This is a genomic window from Actinomyces johnsonii (assembly GCF_006546835.1).
In the GTDB taxonomy this organism is placed as follows: Bacteria; Actinomycetota; Actinomycetes; order Actinomycetales; family Actinomycetaceae; genus Actinomyces; species Actinomyces johnsonii.
Window position 1 is genome coordinate 298069 of sequence record NZ_VICB01000004.1, and the last position, 13482, is coordinate 311550.

A 13482-nucleotide genomic window follows, 5' to 3' on the forward strand; every position below is an offset into this window, starting at 1 on the left:
CAGAGCCGATCGGGTCGTGACGCGAATCGGTCGATCCGGCTTCAGGCTAGTGGCGGAGGTGATCGGCATGGCCGAACAGGTCACAGCAGTCGCAACGGGGAGAACGGCGATCACAGCGCGCTCCGGCGATGGGGTCCCCACCGACCCCGCCGAGAGCCCGGATGATGCGGGAGCCGCCTCGACTCGCCCATCCCACCTGCGCACCGGGCGCCGCGGGGAGGATCTGGCGGCCGTCTATCTGAAGGACATCGGTTGGCAGATCCTCGAGCGCAACTGGCGGCCGAACAGCGGGCTGCGCGGGGAGCTCGACATCATCGCCCTCGACCCCGCCCCCGGCGGCCGGGATCCGGAACCCGGCGGCGACATCGACCGCCTCAGCGAGGTGCGAGAAGGACCCGCCCTGGTTGTTGTCGAGGTCAAGACCCGCAGCTCCCTGCGCCAGGGCCCACCGGCCGCCGCTGTCGACGCACGCAAGCTCGCCCGGCTACGCGCCCTGGCAGCCGCATGGGCATCCGCCCACGAGGTCCCGCACGCCGGCCTGCGCCTCGACGTCGTCTCCATCCTGCTTCGCGAGGCGCAGCCCGCTCTGCTGCGACACCACCGGGCGGTGGGTGCGTCATGGGGCTAGCACACACACTCGCGGTCACCCTGACCGGGCTGGCCGGACACATCGTCGACGTCGAGGCCCACGCCGTCCAGGGCCTGCCCGGCTTCACCCTCGTCGGCCTGCCCGACGCCGCCGTACGAGAATCGCGCGAGCGCGTCCGTGCGGCCTTGAGCACCTGCGGCGTCACCTGGGGAGAGCAGCGCCTGACCGTCAACCTCTCCCCGGCGGATCTGCGCAAGACCGGCACCGGACTGGACCTGGCGCTCGCGCTGGCCGTCCTGGGCGCCCGCGGGCGGCTCGGGCGCTCCGCGGCCGGTCTCCTGAGGCGCACCGTGTACATCGGCGAGCTCGGGCTGGACGGCTCGGTGCACTCGGTGCGCGGTGTCCTGCCCAGCGTCCAGGCCGCGGTCGCCGCCGGAGTGGAGGAGATCGTCGTCGCCCGGGAGGCGGCCGCCGAGGCCGAACTGGTCCCCGGCGCCCGGGTCACCGCCATCAGCCATATCGGTCAGCTCGTGGACCGCTACGGCGGGCGTTTGAGTGCGGCCGTGGCCGCCGCGGTGGAGCAGATCGCCGAGCTGCGCGACGACGCAGATCCAGCCGCCGCCCAGGATCGCGAGCCGCCGGATCTGGCCGATGTCGTCGGGCAGGCCGAGGCCAGGCGGGCCCTCGAGGTCGCCGCGGCCGGGGGCCACCACCTCATCATGGTGGGGCCGCCGGGCACGGGGAAGACCATGCTCGCCGAGCGTCTGCCCTCGATCCTGCCGCCCCTGGAGCGCTCCGACGCCGTCACCGTCACCTCCATCCACTCCGTGGCCGGCACCTTCAACCCCGCCCATGGACTCATCACCCGGCCACCGCTGCGCGCGCCGCACCACACCGCCACCCGGGCAGCCGTCGTCGGAGGCGGATCCGGTCTGCCCCGTCCCGGAGACGTCTCGCTGGCCCATCGCGGCGTGCTGTTCCTCGACGAGGCCCCCGAGTTCAGCGCCGGTGTCCTGGACTGCCTGCGCCAGCCCCTGGAGTCCGGAACGGTCACCATCGACCGCGTGGGCGGCCGCGCCAGCTACCCGGCCGCCTTCCAGCTCGTCCTGGCCGCTAACCCCTGCCCGTGCGGCAAGGCCGGTGGCCGCGGCCTGGAGTGCACCTGCACCTCCTTGCAGCGACGACGCTACTTCTCGCGCCTGTCAGGGCCCCTGCTGGACCGGGTGGATATTCAGGTCGAGGTCGCCGCCGTCAGCGCCGCCGATCTCGCCGACCCGGCGGGCAACGAGTCCAGCGCCGTGGTGGCGCAGCGGGTCCTGCGGGCCCGGCGCGCCGCGGCGCGCCGCCTGGCCGGCACGCCATGGCGCCTCAACGCCGAGGTTCCCGGTTCCTACCTCAGGGGTCCCAACGGCGGACTGAGCGCTCCGCTCAGCCGCCGGCTCATGAGCGCCCTGGAACGTGGGGACCTGTCTCTGCGCGGGGTGGACCGGGTCCTCAGACTGGCCTGGACCCTGGCCGATCTCGAGGGCGCCGACGCGCTCACCCTCACCCATATCGGGACCGCACTGGCCCTGAGAACCTCTGGAGTACGACCATGACTCCTGAACAGACTCCCGAATTGACTCCCGGCCTGCCCTACGACATCGACGACCCGGCGCTGGCTCGAGCCACGTGGTCGCGCCTGGCGGAGCCCGACAGCGCCGCTGCCGCGATACTGGTGGGCCGACTCGGACCGAGCGCCGCCCTGAGATGGCTCCTGGAGGAGGCCATCGACTCCTCGGGACACATGCGCAGCGCCCCGCGCCCACCCGTTCCGGAACCACCCCCGGGCACCTCCAGCGCGGGTGTGGTCAGCACTCACTGGGCGCAGGTCGCCGCCAGATGGGCGCCGCGTCTGGAGGGACTGGACATCCGCCGCGAGCTGGACGTGCTCGATCGCCTCGGCGGCAGCCTCATCCTCCCCGGAGACGCCTGGTGGCCGCCGGGGCTCGATGAGTTGGACCACCCGCCCTTCTGCCTGTGGGTGCGCGGCGATCCGTCGCTGCTGGTCAGCGCCGGGGACCTGAAGGATGCCGACGTGAGCGGTGACGGGGCCGGCTCAGGGCCCAGGAACCGGAACGACGGTGCGCAGGCAGACCGGAGCAGTGCGGACACCGGTGGGCGGGCCGGAGCACTCGTCCGCGAGGCGATCGTCGACACCCGGAGCTTGCCCGTTCGCGAGCAACGGATGCCGGCGGGCCCGGCCAACGGACTGAGCCTGGCGCTGGTGGGGGCCCGGGCCTGCACCCGGTACGGCGAGGGTGTGGCCACGTCCCTGGCCTCGGGGGTCACAGCGAGGGGCGGCCTCATCGTTTCCGGCGGCGCCTTCGGCATTGACGCATGCGCGCACCGCGGGGCCCTGTGCGAAGGGCCAACCGTGTCCGTGTCCGCCGGGGGAGTGGATCGTCTCTACCCAGTCGGCAACGCCGGTGTGCTGGAGGCGGTCATCGCCAACGGGGCGCTGGTGGCGGAGGTGCCGCCGGGATGCCAGCCCGGCCGCCACCGGTTCGTCTCACGCAACCGCGTCATAGCGGCCATCTCTGGGGCGACGATCGTGGTCGAGGCGGCCTGGCGCTCCGGAGCCCTGTCCACCGCCCACAGGGCCCTCGACATGGGCAGACCGGTGGGCGCCATCCCCGGACCGGTGACCTCCATGTCCTCGGTCGGCTGCCACCGCCTCCTGCGCAAAGGAGCGGTTTGCATCACCGATGCCGACGACGCCCTCGAGCTCTTGACTCCGCTGGGCACTGTAGATGCCGACGCCGTCAAGGAGCAGGACCCCGGGCTGGTGGGAGACGGCCTCCTGGACGGACTGGAACCGGACAGTGCCGTCGTCCTGGATGCCATGCCGGCCCGAGCATCCGCTACCACCGAGGCCATCGTCCGCTCCGGGGGCCTGTCCCTAAAGGAGACCACAACGGCCTTGGGGGTACTGGAGCTCATGGGGAGAGTGGAGCGCACCGCCACGGGCTGGCGAAGGCGTCGTTAGCATCCGGGGACAAGCCCTCCTACCGCCGGCGGATCGGCGCAACCGCGCGCCCACCGGGGCGGTGCCCCGCAGGAGTCAGATGACGGTGGCGGAGGACAGCGCGAGCTCCTGCCTGGTATGGCGGGCCTCCTCGTCCAGCAGCGGCAGATCCTCGATGGTGACCAATCGGGCCGTCAGCGCGTAGTCGACCAGCGCGGTGCGCCTGTAGGAGGCGTGCATGCGCGGGCCGCCCCGCATACCCCTGACCCCGACGCGGTCGAGCTTGTCGCAGACGTTGTCCAGTGCTCGGTTGAAACGAGTGATCTTCCATCCCAGGCGGGCGGCGGCGTCGGTGTTGCGAGGCAGGTCGACCGGGCCGGTGCCGGTACGACGCAGCCAGGGCTCCGCCAGGGCCAGTGTCACCAGGTGCTGATTGCGGGTCAGGTTCACCATGCCCACGGTGGTCTGGCCCGAGGCCGGTGGCACGTTTCTGTTCTGAGAGATCTCGTACCCGGGGAAGGGGACCCGCAGAAGGATCTCGTAGGTGGTGGAGCCCGCGGTGAAGACGATCGCCATGTCCGGGAAGACCAGTGGTACCCGGGAGCCGGGGGCCACCCACGAGCGAGAGGTGCCGGAGCGCTCGGTGATCGTGGCGCCGATGCGGGAGCCGATATTGGCCACCCACCACAGGTCGGCATCGTGCTCGATGATGAGAAAGCGCCGATGGAGGAAGAGATTGTCCTCATCGAGCACGAGATCGCCTTCTCGGCCGATCTGGAAGGACGTTCCGGGCTGGATCCGAAACAGCTCGCCAACGAAGTCGAGGAGCAGGGGCTCTTCAGTCATCGTCGTCACTCCTTGAGGTTCTGCTGTCATGCGGGTCGGGATGCCTGGGAACGGTCGCCCGAGAAGCGAGGCCATCCTTCCTCCAAGGATGCCATGACCGTCCAAATGGTAGAAAGGCTGTGGTGCCTATTGACAGACATCGTGAGATCTGTTGCTGTGTCGATGTCCGGCGCATCGCCGACACCCGCGTACAGTTCTCCGAGCCCACCTGTCTTTCACCCGCGAATGCCGCTGCCAAGGGGGCCGCCATGCCAGGGACGCGCGCCAACCTCCTCGCCGCCTACCGTAGGCACCTGTCCCTGCAACGGGATCTGTCCCCGCACACCGTGCGCGCCTATCTCGTCGACGTGGGCGACCTCTTGAGCTTCCTCGGCGTCGGTCAGGACGATGCCGAGCCCGTCGGCCCGGCCCTGGCCACCCTCGATCTGGCCGATCTGCGGGATTGGCTCGCCGCACTGGCCGCGAGCGGGCATTCGCGCGCCACCCTGGCCCGCCGCTCCGCCTCCATAAGAACCTTCTCCATCTGGGCCTTCGAGGAGGGGCTGCTCGCCTCCGACATCGCCGCGCGCCTGCGCTCCCCTCGTGTCGACAACCGCCTGCCCGGGGTGTTGACGACTAAGCAGGCCTCGCACCTGCTCAAGATCGCCGCCGACCTCGCCTCGGACCGGGACGCCCTGGCCGTGCGGGACCTGGCCATCATCGAGACGCTCTATGCGACCGGCGTGCGGGTCAGCGAGCTCGTCGGCCTCGATGTCACCGACCTCGACCACTCCCAGCGCACCCTGAGGGTCCTGGGCAAGGGCCGTAAGGAGCGCACCGTACCGTACGGGCTGCCCGCCGCCAGGGCTTTGGAGGATTGGCTGGGCCTGCGCGCCGAGATCTGTGCTCCCGACGCCGGAGCCGCGCTCTTCCTGGGGGCGCGAGGACGCCGCATCGACCCCCGAGCGGTGCGGGAAATCGTCCACCGGCTGTGCGCAGCCGCCCGGGTCCCCGACCTGGGGCCGCACGGGCTGCGCCACAGCGCAGCCACCCACGTCCTGAGCGGGGGAGCGGACCTGCGCAGCGTTCAGGAGCTGCTCGGACACTCATCACTGGCCACCACCCAGCGCTACACCCATGTCTCGGCCGAGCGACTTCGCAGCGTCTACGAGCAGGCCTTCCCCCGCGCCTGAGGCGCTGATAGCCGGCCCTACTGGATCGGCTTGAGGCGGATGACAGCTGGCTCGAGCAGGCGCAGCGGGTCGATATAGGTCTTGGGGCCGGTGCGCGCCCCCCAGTGCAGGGCGCAGACCCCGTCCGAACGGTGCCCCGGCAGCAAGGTGCCGATGACCTGTCCCGCATCCACCGTCTCACCCGCACTGACACTCGGTTCCACCGGCTCATAGGTGGTGCGGATCCCGTCTCCGTGGTCGACTGAGACCACCGGGCGCCCGGCAACCGTGCCGGCGAAGACGACCGTTCCCGCAGCAGCGCTGCGGATCTGCGTGCCTTCCGCGGCCGCAAGATCGACTCCCCGGTGCCCGCGTCCCCACACCACGGCAGGCGGATCGAAGCCCTCCACGACGGCGGCCGGTGCGCCGGTGGGCCACTGGTAGCGTCCGCGTGGACGCCGGGGCTCCAGGGGCTGTTCCACACCTTGCTGCGCGCCCGCACCCGTCTCCTCGACGAACCGGGTGATGAGGCTGGCGTCCGTGAAGAGGGAGGACAGTGAGGTCGCTGAAGTCGCTGAACCGGTCGGCCCGGTAGAGGCGCTCGTAACCTCGGGGAACGCAGGATCCCCGATCTCCGGTGGTGAGCCGGAATCCTCGTGCAGAGCCGAGCCCGGACCCGGGGTCGTGCTCGCCTCCCAAGCCGGAGCAGTCGGCGATCCGTCAGAAGATACTGTGGTCGGCGGTAGTGCGGTGAGCGCTCCGGTCACGAGCAGGGCCGTGGTCGCAGCCGTCAGGCGCCGGGTTCTGCCGGCACCTGGCGTGTGAGGAGCATCAGGCGGTACGCGAGGGGGCCGACGGCGCCCCGGCAACCCGGTGCCGCGTTCCCGGCGTTCCCCGCATGCCCCGTGTGCTCGCTGCACTCGTTGTGCTGTCTGTAGTTTCTGTCCTGGGTGCATGCCATCAGGGTGCGCGCCATCGGACCCCGCTTGCCGGGGACGTCGTCGGCCCTGTGGAAAACGCTCTCGGGAAGTGGCCTGTGGTGACCGGAATGACTCTGAATGCCGCCGAATCCGCCTCGGCAGCGGGGATGGCCCTGTGGTAGCCTCGCCCCGCAGCATTCTGCGGATCGCTCCGGCATCGGTGGGAGACGAGCCAGGAATGCTGACTTCGCGCGCCTGCACCCGAGCATCTCGGGACGTCCCTCCGGGCGACACGGTCGCGGTCCCGGTCATTATGGCTCGCCACGGTGAACGGGTGGCCGTGCGTCGCAGGCGCCAGGCCCCATCCGCATCGGCATCCTGGCCGGTCGCCGTCTCGGCGTGCGCCCTCGAGCGCACGGAGCCAAGGGGAACAACCCAGAGAGAAGAACACCGGGACGCGTCCGAGCGCACTGCTTGGCCGTCCCCCGAATGATCGTGCGTCGAGCAACCTCTCGGCACACACGGAAGGACCGTCATGGCCGTCGTTACCATGCGCCAGCTCCTTGATAGCGGTGTCCACTTCGGGCACCAGACCCGTCGCTGGAACCCCAAGATGAAGCGCTTCATCCTCACCGAGCGCAACGGCATCTACATCATCGACCTCCAGCAGTCCATCGAGGGCATCAACACCGCCTACGACTTCGTCAAGGAGATCGTCGCTCGCGGCGGCAACATCCTGTTCGTCGGGACCAAGAAGCAGGCCCAGGCCGCCGTGGCCGAGCAGGCCCAGCGCGTCGGCATGCCCTACGTCAACCAGCGCTGGCTGGGCGGCATGCTCACCAACTTCTCCACCGTGCGCGCCCGCCTGGACCGCATGAAGGAGCTCGAGCAGGTCGACTTCGATGACGTGGCCGGCTCTGGCCGCACCAAGAAGGAGCTGCTCATGATGCGCCGCGAGAAGGACAAGCTCCAGCGCACCCTGGGCGGCATCCGCGACATGAGCAAGCTCCCCGCGGCAGTGTGGGTCGTGGACACCAAGAAGGAGCACCTGGCCATCTCCGAGGCCCAGAAGCTCGGGATCCCGGTCATCGCCATCCTGGACACCAACTGCGACCCGGACGAGGCCACCTACGGCATTCCCGGCAACGACGACGCCATCCGCGCCGTCACCCTGCTCACCCGCGTCGTCGCCGACGCCACCGCCGAGGGCCTGCTGGCCCGCTCCGGCGGCCGCGCCCGCACCGGCGAGGAGGCCGAGGTCGCCGCCGCCGACGCCGAGCCGCTGCCCGAGTGGGAGGCTCAGCTCCTCGCCGGAGCCGAGGACGCCGAGGCCGCCTCGCAGACTGCCGAGGCCCCTGCCGCCGAGCAGGCCTGAGCCCGGGCGCATCGCCCTCGCTTCTTGTTCACAGCGCGGCGCCTGCGCGCTGTGAACACCTTTCACACGTTCTTTTTCACACGTCTATTAGTCACTGACTGACCAGGAGACATTCATGGCGAACTACACCACTGCCGACATCAAGGCGCTGCGCGAGAAGACCGGCGCCGGCATGCTCGACGTCAAGAAGGCCCTCGACGAGGCTAACGGCGATGCCGAGAAGGCCATTGAGATCATTCGCGTCAAGGGCCTCAAGGGCATCGCCAAGCGCGAGGGCCGCGCCGCCTCCGCCGGCCTCATCGCCGCCAAGGTCGTCGACTCCGGCAACGGCCAGGTCGGCATCCTCGTCGAGATCAACGCCGAGACCGACTTCGTGGCCAAGAACCAGAAGTTCCTCGACTACGCCGAGCAGGTCCTCACCGCCGCCCTCGACTCCGGCGCCACCGACGCCGACGCCCTGGCCAAGGTCGAGGTCGACGGCTCCACCGTCAAGGAGCTCACCGACGGCATGCAGGCCGTCATCGGCGAGAAGATCGTCGTGCGTCGCGTCGGCCGCCTCGAGGCCGACAAGATCGAGCTCTACCTGCACCGCACCAACCCCGACCTGCCCGCCCAGGTCGGCGTCCTGGTGGGCACCGACGCCAAGGCCGCCGAGGTGGCCCACGACGTCGCCATGCACATCGCCGCCTACTCCCCGGCCTACACCACCCGCGACGACGTGCCGGCTGAGGTCGTGGACAAGGAGCGCGCCATCGCCGAGGAGACCACCCGCGCCGAGGGCAAGCCTGAGAAGGCCATCCCCAAGATCGTCGAGGGTCGCCTCAGCGGCTTCTTCAAGGAGAACGTCCTGATCGACCAGGCCTTCGCCAAGGACCCCAAGACCACGGTCGGCAAGGTCATCGAGGCCACCGGCGGCGAGCTGACCGGCTTCGTGCGCTTCCGCGTCGGCGCCTGAGCCGTCCGCCGCACGTCCGGCCTGCCAGGAACCGGCGCCGTCGGACCGGCCGAGGACTGACGGGGCGGGGCCACGAGCACCATGCTCGTGGCCCCGCCCCGTTTCGTCGCCCGATTCGTCGACGGCCGGTCCGGCATGTTGCATCGCATAGTCCCATGGCGTGTCTGACCCCTCCGGGTGATCACCATCGTGGCCCGGTGCCGTCGCGGACGGGGTAGGCTGTGCGCAGTCTGCCCACCGAACCCAGGAGACATAGCGCAATGAGTCAGGAACCGGCTCGTGATGACCGCGTCGCCCACGGCACGCACCCCAGACGCGTCCTGCTCAAGCTCTCCGGGGAGGTCTTCGGGGGTGGGTCGATAGGGCTGGATCCCGACGTCGTCTCCGACGCCGCCCGCCAGATCGCCGACGCCGTCCGTGCCGGCATCCAGGTCTCCGTCGTCGTCGGAGGCGGGAACTTCTTCCGCGGCGCGGAGCTCTCCTCTCGGGGCATGGACCGCGCCCGCGCCGACTACATGGGCATGCTGGGAACCGTCATGAACGCCCTGGCCCTCCAGGACTTCATCGAGAAGGCGGGCGTGCCGGCCCGCGTCCAGACAGCCATCGCCATGGGACAGGTCGCCGAGTCCTACATCCCTCTGCGCGCCATCCGCCACATGGAGAAGAACCGAGTCGTCGTCTTCGGCGCTGGCGCTGGTCTTCCCTATTTCTCCACCGACACGGTCTCGGCCCAGCGGGCCCTGGAGACCCACTGCGACGAGCTGCTCGTGGGCAAGAACGGCGTTGACGGCGTCTACACCGCCGATCCCCGTAGAAATCCCGATGCCAGGCGCCTCGACCACCTCACCTACGAGCGAGCACTGGCCGACGGCCTCCAGGTGGTCGACGCCTCCGCCTTCGCTCTGTGCCGCGACAACGGCCTAGCCATGCGCGTCTTCGGCATGGGGGAGCCCGGTAATATCACCCGCGCCCTCCTGGGTGAGAGAATCGGAACACTCGTCAGCTGCAACTAACCCGGTGGCCGCCTCCGCGGGACCGACGGCGAACCCGCCCAGGGCCCCGGACCCGTCCGCCGCATACCCACCGCCTGCACCGCCGTCCCCGCGATGGCCGACACCGATACACGAACCCACGACCGCCCAGCAAAGGAAGCACCATGATCGACGACGTCATGCTCGAGGCCGAGGACAAGATGGACAAGGCCCTCCAGGCCGCCAAGAGCGAGCTCGCCTCCATCCGCACCGGCCGCGCCAACCCCTCGATGTTCAACGGGATCGTGGTGGACTACTACGGCGCCCCCACCCCGCTCCAGCAGCTCGCCTCCCTGACGATCCCCGAGGCCCGCACCGTCCTGGTCAGCCCCTTCGACCGCTCCGCCATGAAGGACATCGTCACCGCCATCCGCGAGTCCGACCTCGGTGTCAACCCCACCGACGACGGCACCGTCATCCGCGTCACCCTGCCGGCGTTGACCGAGGAGCGCCGCAAGGACTACGTCAAACTCGCCCGTTCCCGCGCCGAGGACTCTCGTGTCCAGGTGCGCGGCATCCGCGGCAAGGCCAAGAAGGAGCTCGAGGCCATCAAGAAGGACGGCGAAGCCGGTGAGGACGACGTCAAGCGCGCCGAGCACGAGCTCGACGGACTCACCAAGCGCTTCGTCGAGCAGATCGACGCCGCTCTGAGCGCCAAAGAGGGCGAGCTTCTGGAGGTCTGACCCCTCCGATCCCTGGTGCCGCCGCGTCTGTGTGCGCCGGTTCCTCCCCCGTCCCGCCGACCCCTGTGAGCCCTGTGACGACTCTGCTGAACCCACGCCCTACGCGCAACCACGACCCCCTGCCGGCCACCGGGCGGGCGGGCCGCAACCTGCCCGCCGCCATCGGGGTGGCGATCCTCCTGGTCGCCGTGGTCCTGGGATCCCTGGTCTTCTACAAGGTCATCTTCGTGGGCGTCGCTGTGCTGGCCGTGTGCGGGGCCCTGTGGGAGCTGGCGGCGGCCTTCGCCCGCAAGGGCATCCGCCTGCCGCTGGCGCCGCTGTGGCTGGGGACCCTGGGCATCTCCGTGTGCGCCTGGGAACTCGGGGCGGAGGCGGCCTTCGGGGCTTACGTGGCCACCGCAGGCGCCTGCGTCCTGTGGAGCTTCATGGACCAGGCCGAGGCCGAGACCGGTACCGTCCTGGAGCAGGCCGGCCATGACATCCCGCGCACCGAGGCCCATGACGAGGTCCGTCGTTCGCGCTCCAGCGCCGCGGCCGCCTCGGTCTTCGCCGCCACCTACCTGCCCTTCCTGGCCGGCTTCGCCATCCTGCTCCTGGTCCAGGATCACGGAGTGGGAAAAGTCATGATGCTCATCGCGCTGCCCGCCGCCAACGACACCGGCGGGTGGTTGGCGGGCATCACCTTCGGCCGCCACCCCTTGGCCCCCTCGGTCTCGCCCAAGAAGTCCTGGGAGGGGCTCATGGGCTCCCTGATCGCGGCCGTGGCCACCGGAGCCGGGTGCGTCTGGGCCATCGGCGGACCCTGGTGGGCCGGGGCCGCGCTGGGCGCCTGCACCGTGGTCGTCTCCACCTTGGGCGATCTGGGGGAGTCCCTGCTCAAGCGCGACCTGGGACTCAAGGACATGGGAACGCTTCTGCCCGGCCACGGAGGAATCATGGACCGGCTCGACTCCATCCTCGTGGCGGCCCCACTTGTCTACGCCTTCACCCTCCTGGTGAAATAGGGCTGCATGCCCAATCCACCCCTGTCGATCAGCCCGGCCCTCCCCAGCCCCGGGACATGAGGAGCACGAGCGTGAGTCCTTCACGAGTACAGCAGCACCCCCGGCGCCCGCAGCCGGTCGCAGTCAGCGGGCGCCCGCGTGACGGCCGGGTCCAGGTGATGCCCACCGACCAGCCGCCCGAGGGTGCCACCAGTCCCGACGCCAAGCCGCGTCTGTCCTTCGCCGTGCCGGTGGCGCGCGGCAAGGCCCCCCGACACCTGGCCGATCTCGACCTGGCGGGGCGTAAGGCCGCCTGCAAGGACTCGGGCCTGCCCTCCTTCCGAGCGGACCAGCTCTCACGGCACTACTTCACGCACTTCACCCGCGACAGCGCGGACATGACCGACCTGCCCGTCTCCCAGCGTGAGCAGCTGTGCGCCGAGCTGCTGCCCGAGCTCATCACCCCGATACGCACCATGCGCGCCGACGGCGGACGCACCGTCAAGCAGCTGTGGGAGCTGCATGACGGCGTCCGAGTCGAGAGCGTCCTCATGCGCTACAAGGACCGCACCACCCTGTGCGTCTCCTCCCAGGCCGGCTGCGGCATGGCCTGCCCCTTCTGCGCCACCGGCCAGATGGGCCTGACCCGGAACCTGTCGACCGCGGAGATCGTCGAGCAGGTGCGCCGCGCCGCCCAGGCCTCGGCGGCCGGGGAGCTGACCGGGGGACCAGCGCGCCTGTCCAACGTGGTCTTCATGGGCATGGGCGAGCCGATGGTCAACTACAAGAACGTCGTCGGCTCCCTCCACCGGCTCATCGACCCGGCCCCCGAGGGGTTCGGCCTGTCGGCCCGCGGCATCACCGTCTCCACGGTGGGGCTGGTCCCCCTCATCCGCAGGCTCGCAGGCGAAGGCCTGCCGGTCACCCTGGCCGTCTCCCTGCACGCCCCCGACGACGAGCTGCGCGACGAGCTCATCCCAGTCAACTCCAAGTGGAAGGTCGGCGAGCTGCTCGACGCCGCCCACGACTACTTCCTGGCCACCGGCCGGCGCGTGTCCATCGAGTACGCGCTCATCAAGGACATGAACGACCACGCCTGGCGCGCCCAGCTGCTCGCCGACGAGCTCAACCGCAGGGACACCGGTTGGGCCCATGTCAACCCCATCCCGCTCAACCCGACCCCGGGCTCCATCTGGACCTGTTCGGAGGTTGCGGTTCAAGATATGTTCGTCGACACGCTTCGGCGTGCCGGAATTACCACGACGGTGCGAGACACTCGGGGCAGCGACATCGACGGTGCCTGTGGTCAGCTCGCGACCGAGGTACTCAACCAGGAGAGGGCTAAGACGACATGAGCGACATGTTTCCCAAGTCAGCGCTCCTGCGACCGGGCTACCGCCCCGAGCAGGTCGACCGCTACTTCGAGACGGCTCACGAGATCTACGACGCCGGTGAGCTCGACGAGATGGACTCCGAGGGTGTGCGCACCGTCGCCTTCGATGTGGTTCTGCGCGGTTACCAGCCCCAGGCCGTGGACGCGGCCCTCGACCGTCTCGAGGCCGCCTTCCTCCAGCGCCGGCGCGCCGCCTTCGTGGCCAAGAATGGGAGGCAGGCCTGGATGGACCAGGTCACCCAGCTCGCCACCACCCTCTACCCCCGACTCCTGCGCCCGGCCGGTGAGCGCTTCGCCCCGGCCTCCGGACAGGGGTATGACAAGACCGACGTCGACGCCCTCATGGACCGCATCGCCGGCTACTTCGACTCCGACACCACCCTGACCTCCAGCGAGGTGCGCGGAGCGGTCTTCCGCCGTGCCCGGGGCAACAAGGCCTACGGGGAGCCCAGCGTCGACCGCTACCTGGCGCGTGTCGTCGAGGTCCTCCTGTCCGTTGAGTAGACCGAGCAGACCGAGCCACATCGAGTAAATCCCGAGGAAACCCGC

The 13482-nt window shown here is 70.0% G+C and carries 13 protein-coding genes; 11 read left to right on the forward strand and 2 right to left on the reverse strand.

What is annotated here, in order from left to right:
- Positions 1–67 precede the first annotated feature (67 nt).
- From FK256_RS04045 to FK256_RS04055, 3 genes are read left to right on the forward strand one after another with little or no spacing between them, the layout of a single operon-like run.
- Positions 68–628 carry a YraN family protein gene (locus FK256_RS04045; protein ID WP_141423801.1) on the forward strand — a complete coding sequence of 187 codons (561 nt, stop codon included), beginning with the start codon at positions 68–70 and terminating at the stop codon, positions 626–628.
- A complete protein-coding gene (locus FK256_RS04050; RefSeq protein WP_141423802.1) occupies positions 619–2187 on the forward strand; it encodes a YifB family Mg chelatase-like AAA ATPase in 1569 nt (522 codons plus the stop codon). The genes FK256_RS04045 and FK256_RS04050 overlap by 10 nt, the downstream gene beginning before the upstream one ends.
- Positions 2184–3617, forward strand: a complete 1434-nt coding sequence (locus tag FK256_RS04055; RefSeq protein ID WP_141423803.1) for a DNA-processing protein DprA — start codon at positions 2184–2186, stop codon at positions 3615–3617. Before FK256_RS04050 ends, FK256_RS04055 begins: the two co-directional genes overlap by 4 nt.
- Before the next feature lie 75 nt (positions 3618–3692).
- Here FK256_RS04055 and FK256_RS04060 read toward each other — a convergent pair whose 3' ends face one another.
- The gene (locus FK256_RS04060; RefSeq protein ID WP_021605735.1) at positions 3693–4442 is read right to left on the reverse strand and encodes an FHA domain-containing protein; all 750 of its coding nucleotides are present in this window, start codon (positions 4440–4442) and stop codon (positions 3693–3695) included.
- A 248-nt stretch (positions 4443–4690) separates the two neighbouring features.
- Here FK256_RS04060 and FK256_RS04065 point away from each other — a divergent pair, with 248 nt between their 5' ends.
- On the forward strand, positions 4691–5614 hold the full coding sequence (locus FK256_RS04065; protein WP_141423804.1) for a tyrosine recombinase XerC: 924 nt from the start codon (positions 4691–4693) through the stop codon (positions 5612–5614).
- Positions 5615–5631: 17 nt separating this feature from the next.
- Here FK256_RS04065 and FK256_RS04070 read toward each other — a convergent pair whose 3' ends face one another.
- Positions 5632–6360, reverse strand: a complete 729-nt coding sequence (locus FK256_RS04070; protein ID WP_141423805.1) for a M23 family metallopeptidase — start codon at positions 6358–6360, stop codon at positions 5632–5634.
- A 688-nt stretch (positions 6361–7048) separates the two neighbouring features.
- On the opposite strand from FK256_RS04070, the gene rpsB reads away from it, so the two are divergent.
- The 7 genes from rpsB (at position 7049) to FK256_RS04105 (ending at position 13437) form a co-directional block, all read left to right on the forward strand.
- Positions 7049–7888, forward strand: a complete 840-nt coding sequence (gene rpsB / locus FK256_RS04075) for a 30S ribosomal protein S2 (protein WP_141423806.1) — start codon at positions 7049–7051, stop codon at positions 7886–7888.
- A gap of 115 nt (positions 7889–8003) precedes the next feature.
- Entirely contained in the window at positions 8004–8843 is an 840-nt protein-coding gene (gene tsf / locus FK256_RS04080) for a translation elongation factor Ts (RefSeq protein WP_141423807.1), read from the forward strand.
- Between the two features lie 260 nt (positions 8844–9103).
- A complete protein-coding gene (gene pyrH, locus FK256_RS04085) occupies positions 9104–9856 on the forward strand; it encodes a UMP kinase (protein WP_009232168.1) in 753 nt (250 codons plus the stop codon).
- 143 nt (positions 9857–9999) lie between these two features.
- A complete protein-coding gene (frr, locus tag FK256_RS04090) occupies positions 10000–10557 on the forward strand; it encodes a ribosome recycling factor (RefSeq protein WP_009232167.1) in 558 nt (185 codons plus the stop codon).
- Between the two features lie 74 nt (positions 10558–10631).
- Positions 10632–11561 (forward strand): phosphatidate cytidylyltransferase, encoded by a 930-nt coding sequence (locus FK256_RS04095; RefSeq protein WP_021609395.1) that lies wholly within the window; start codon positions 10632–10634, stop codon positions 11559–11561.
- 71 nt (positions 11562–11632) lie between these two features.
- Positions 11633–12895, forward strand: a complete 1263-nt coding sequence (rlmN, locus tag FK256_RS04100; RefSeq protein WP_141423808.1) for a dual-specificity RNA methyltransferase RlmN — start codon at positions 11633–11635, stop codon at positions 12893–12895.
- On the forward strand, positions 12892–13437 hold the full coding sequence (locus FK256_RS04105; RefSeq protein WP_003786395.1) for a DivIVA domain-containing protein: 546 nt from the start codon (positions 12892–12894) through the stop codon (positions 13435–13437). The genes rlmN and FK256_RS04105 overlap by 4 nt, the downstream gene beginning before the upstream one ends.
- The last annotated feature ends 45 nt before the right edge of the window (positions 13438–13482 follow it).

Coding starts and splice junctions, on each gene's coding strand:
- FK256_RS04045 (WP_141423801.1), top strand. CDS start 68: ATGGCCGAACAGGTCACAGCAGTCGCAACGGGGAGAACGGCGATCACA.
- FK256_RS04050 (WP_141423802.1), top strand. CDS start 619: ATGGGGCTAGCACACACACTCGCGGTCACCCTGACCGGGCTGGCCGGA.
- FK256_RS04055 (WP_141423803.1), top strand. CDS start 2,184: ATGACTCCTGAACAGACTCCCGAATTGACTCCCGGCCTGCCCTACGAC.
- FK256_RS04060 (WP_021605735.1), bottom strand. CDS start 4,442: ATGACTGAAGAGCCCCTGCTCCTCGACTTCGTTGGCGAGCTGTTTCGG.
- FK256_RS04065 (WP_141423804.1), top strand. CDS start 4,691: ATGCCAGGGACGCGCGCCAACCTCCTCGCCGCCTACCGTAGGCACCTG.
- rpsB (WP_141423806.1), top strand. CDS start 7,049: ATGGCCGTCGTTACCATGCGCCAGCTCCTTGATAGCGGTGTCCACTTC.
- tsf (WP_141423807.1), top strand. CDS start 8,004: ATGGCGAACTACACCACTGCCGACATCAAGGCGCTGCGCGAGAAGACC.
- pyrH (WP_009232168.1), top strand. CDS start 9,104: ATGAGTCAGGAACCGGCTCGTGATGACCGCGTCGCCCACGGCACGCAC.
- frr (WP_009232167.1), top strand. CDS start 10,000: ATGATCGACGACGTCATGCTCGAGGCCGAGGACAAGATGGACAAGGCC.
- FK256_RS04105 (WP_003786395.1), top strand. CDS start 12,892: ATGAGCGACATGTTTCCCAAGTCAGCGCTCCTGCGACCGGGCTACCGC.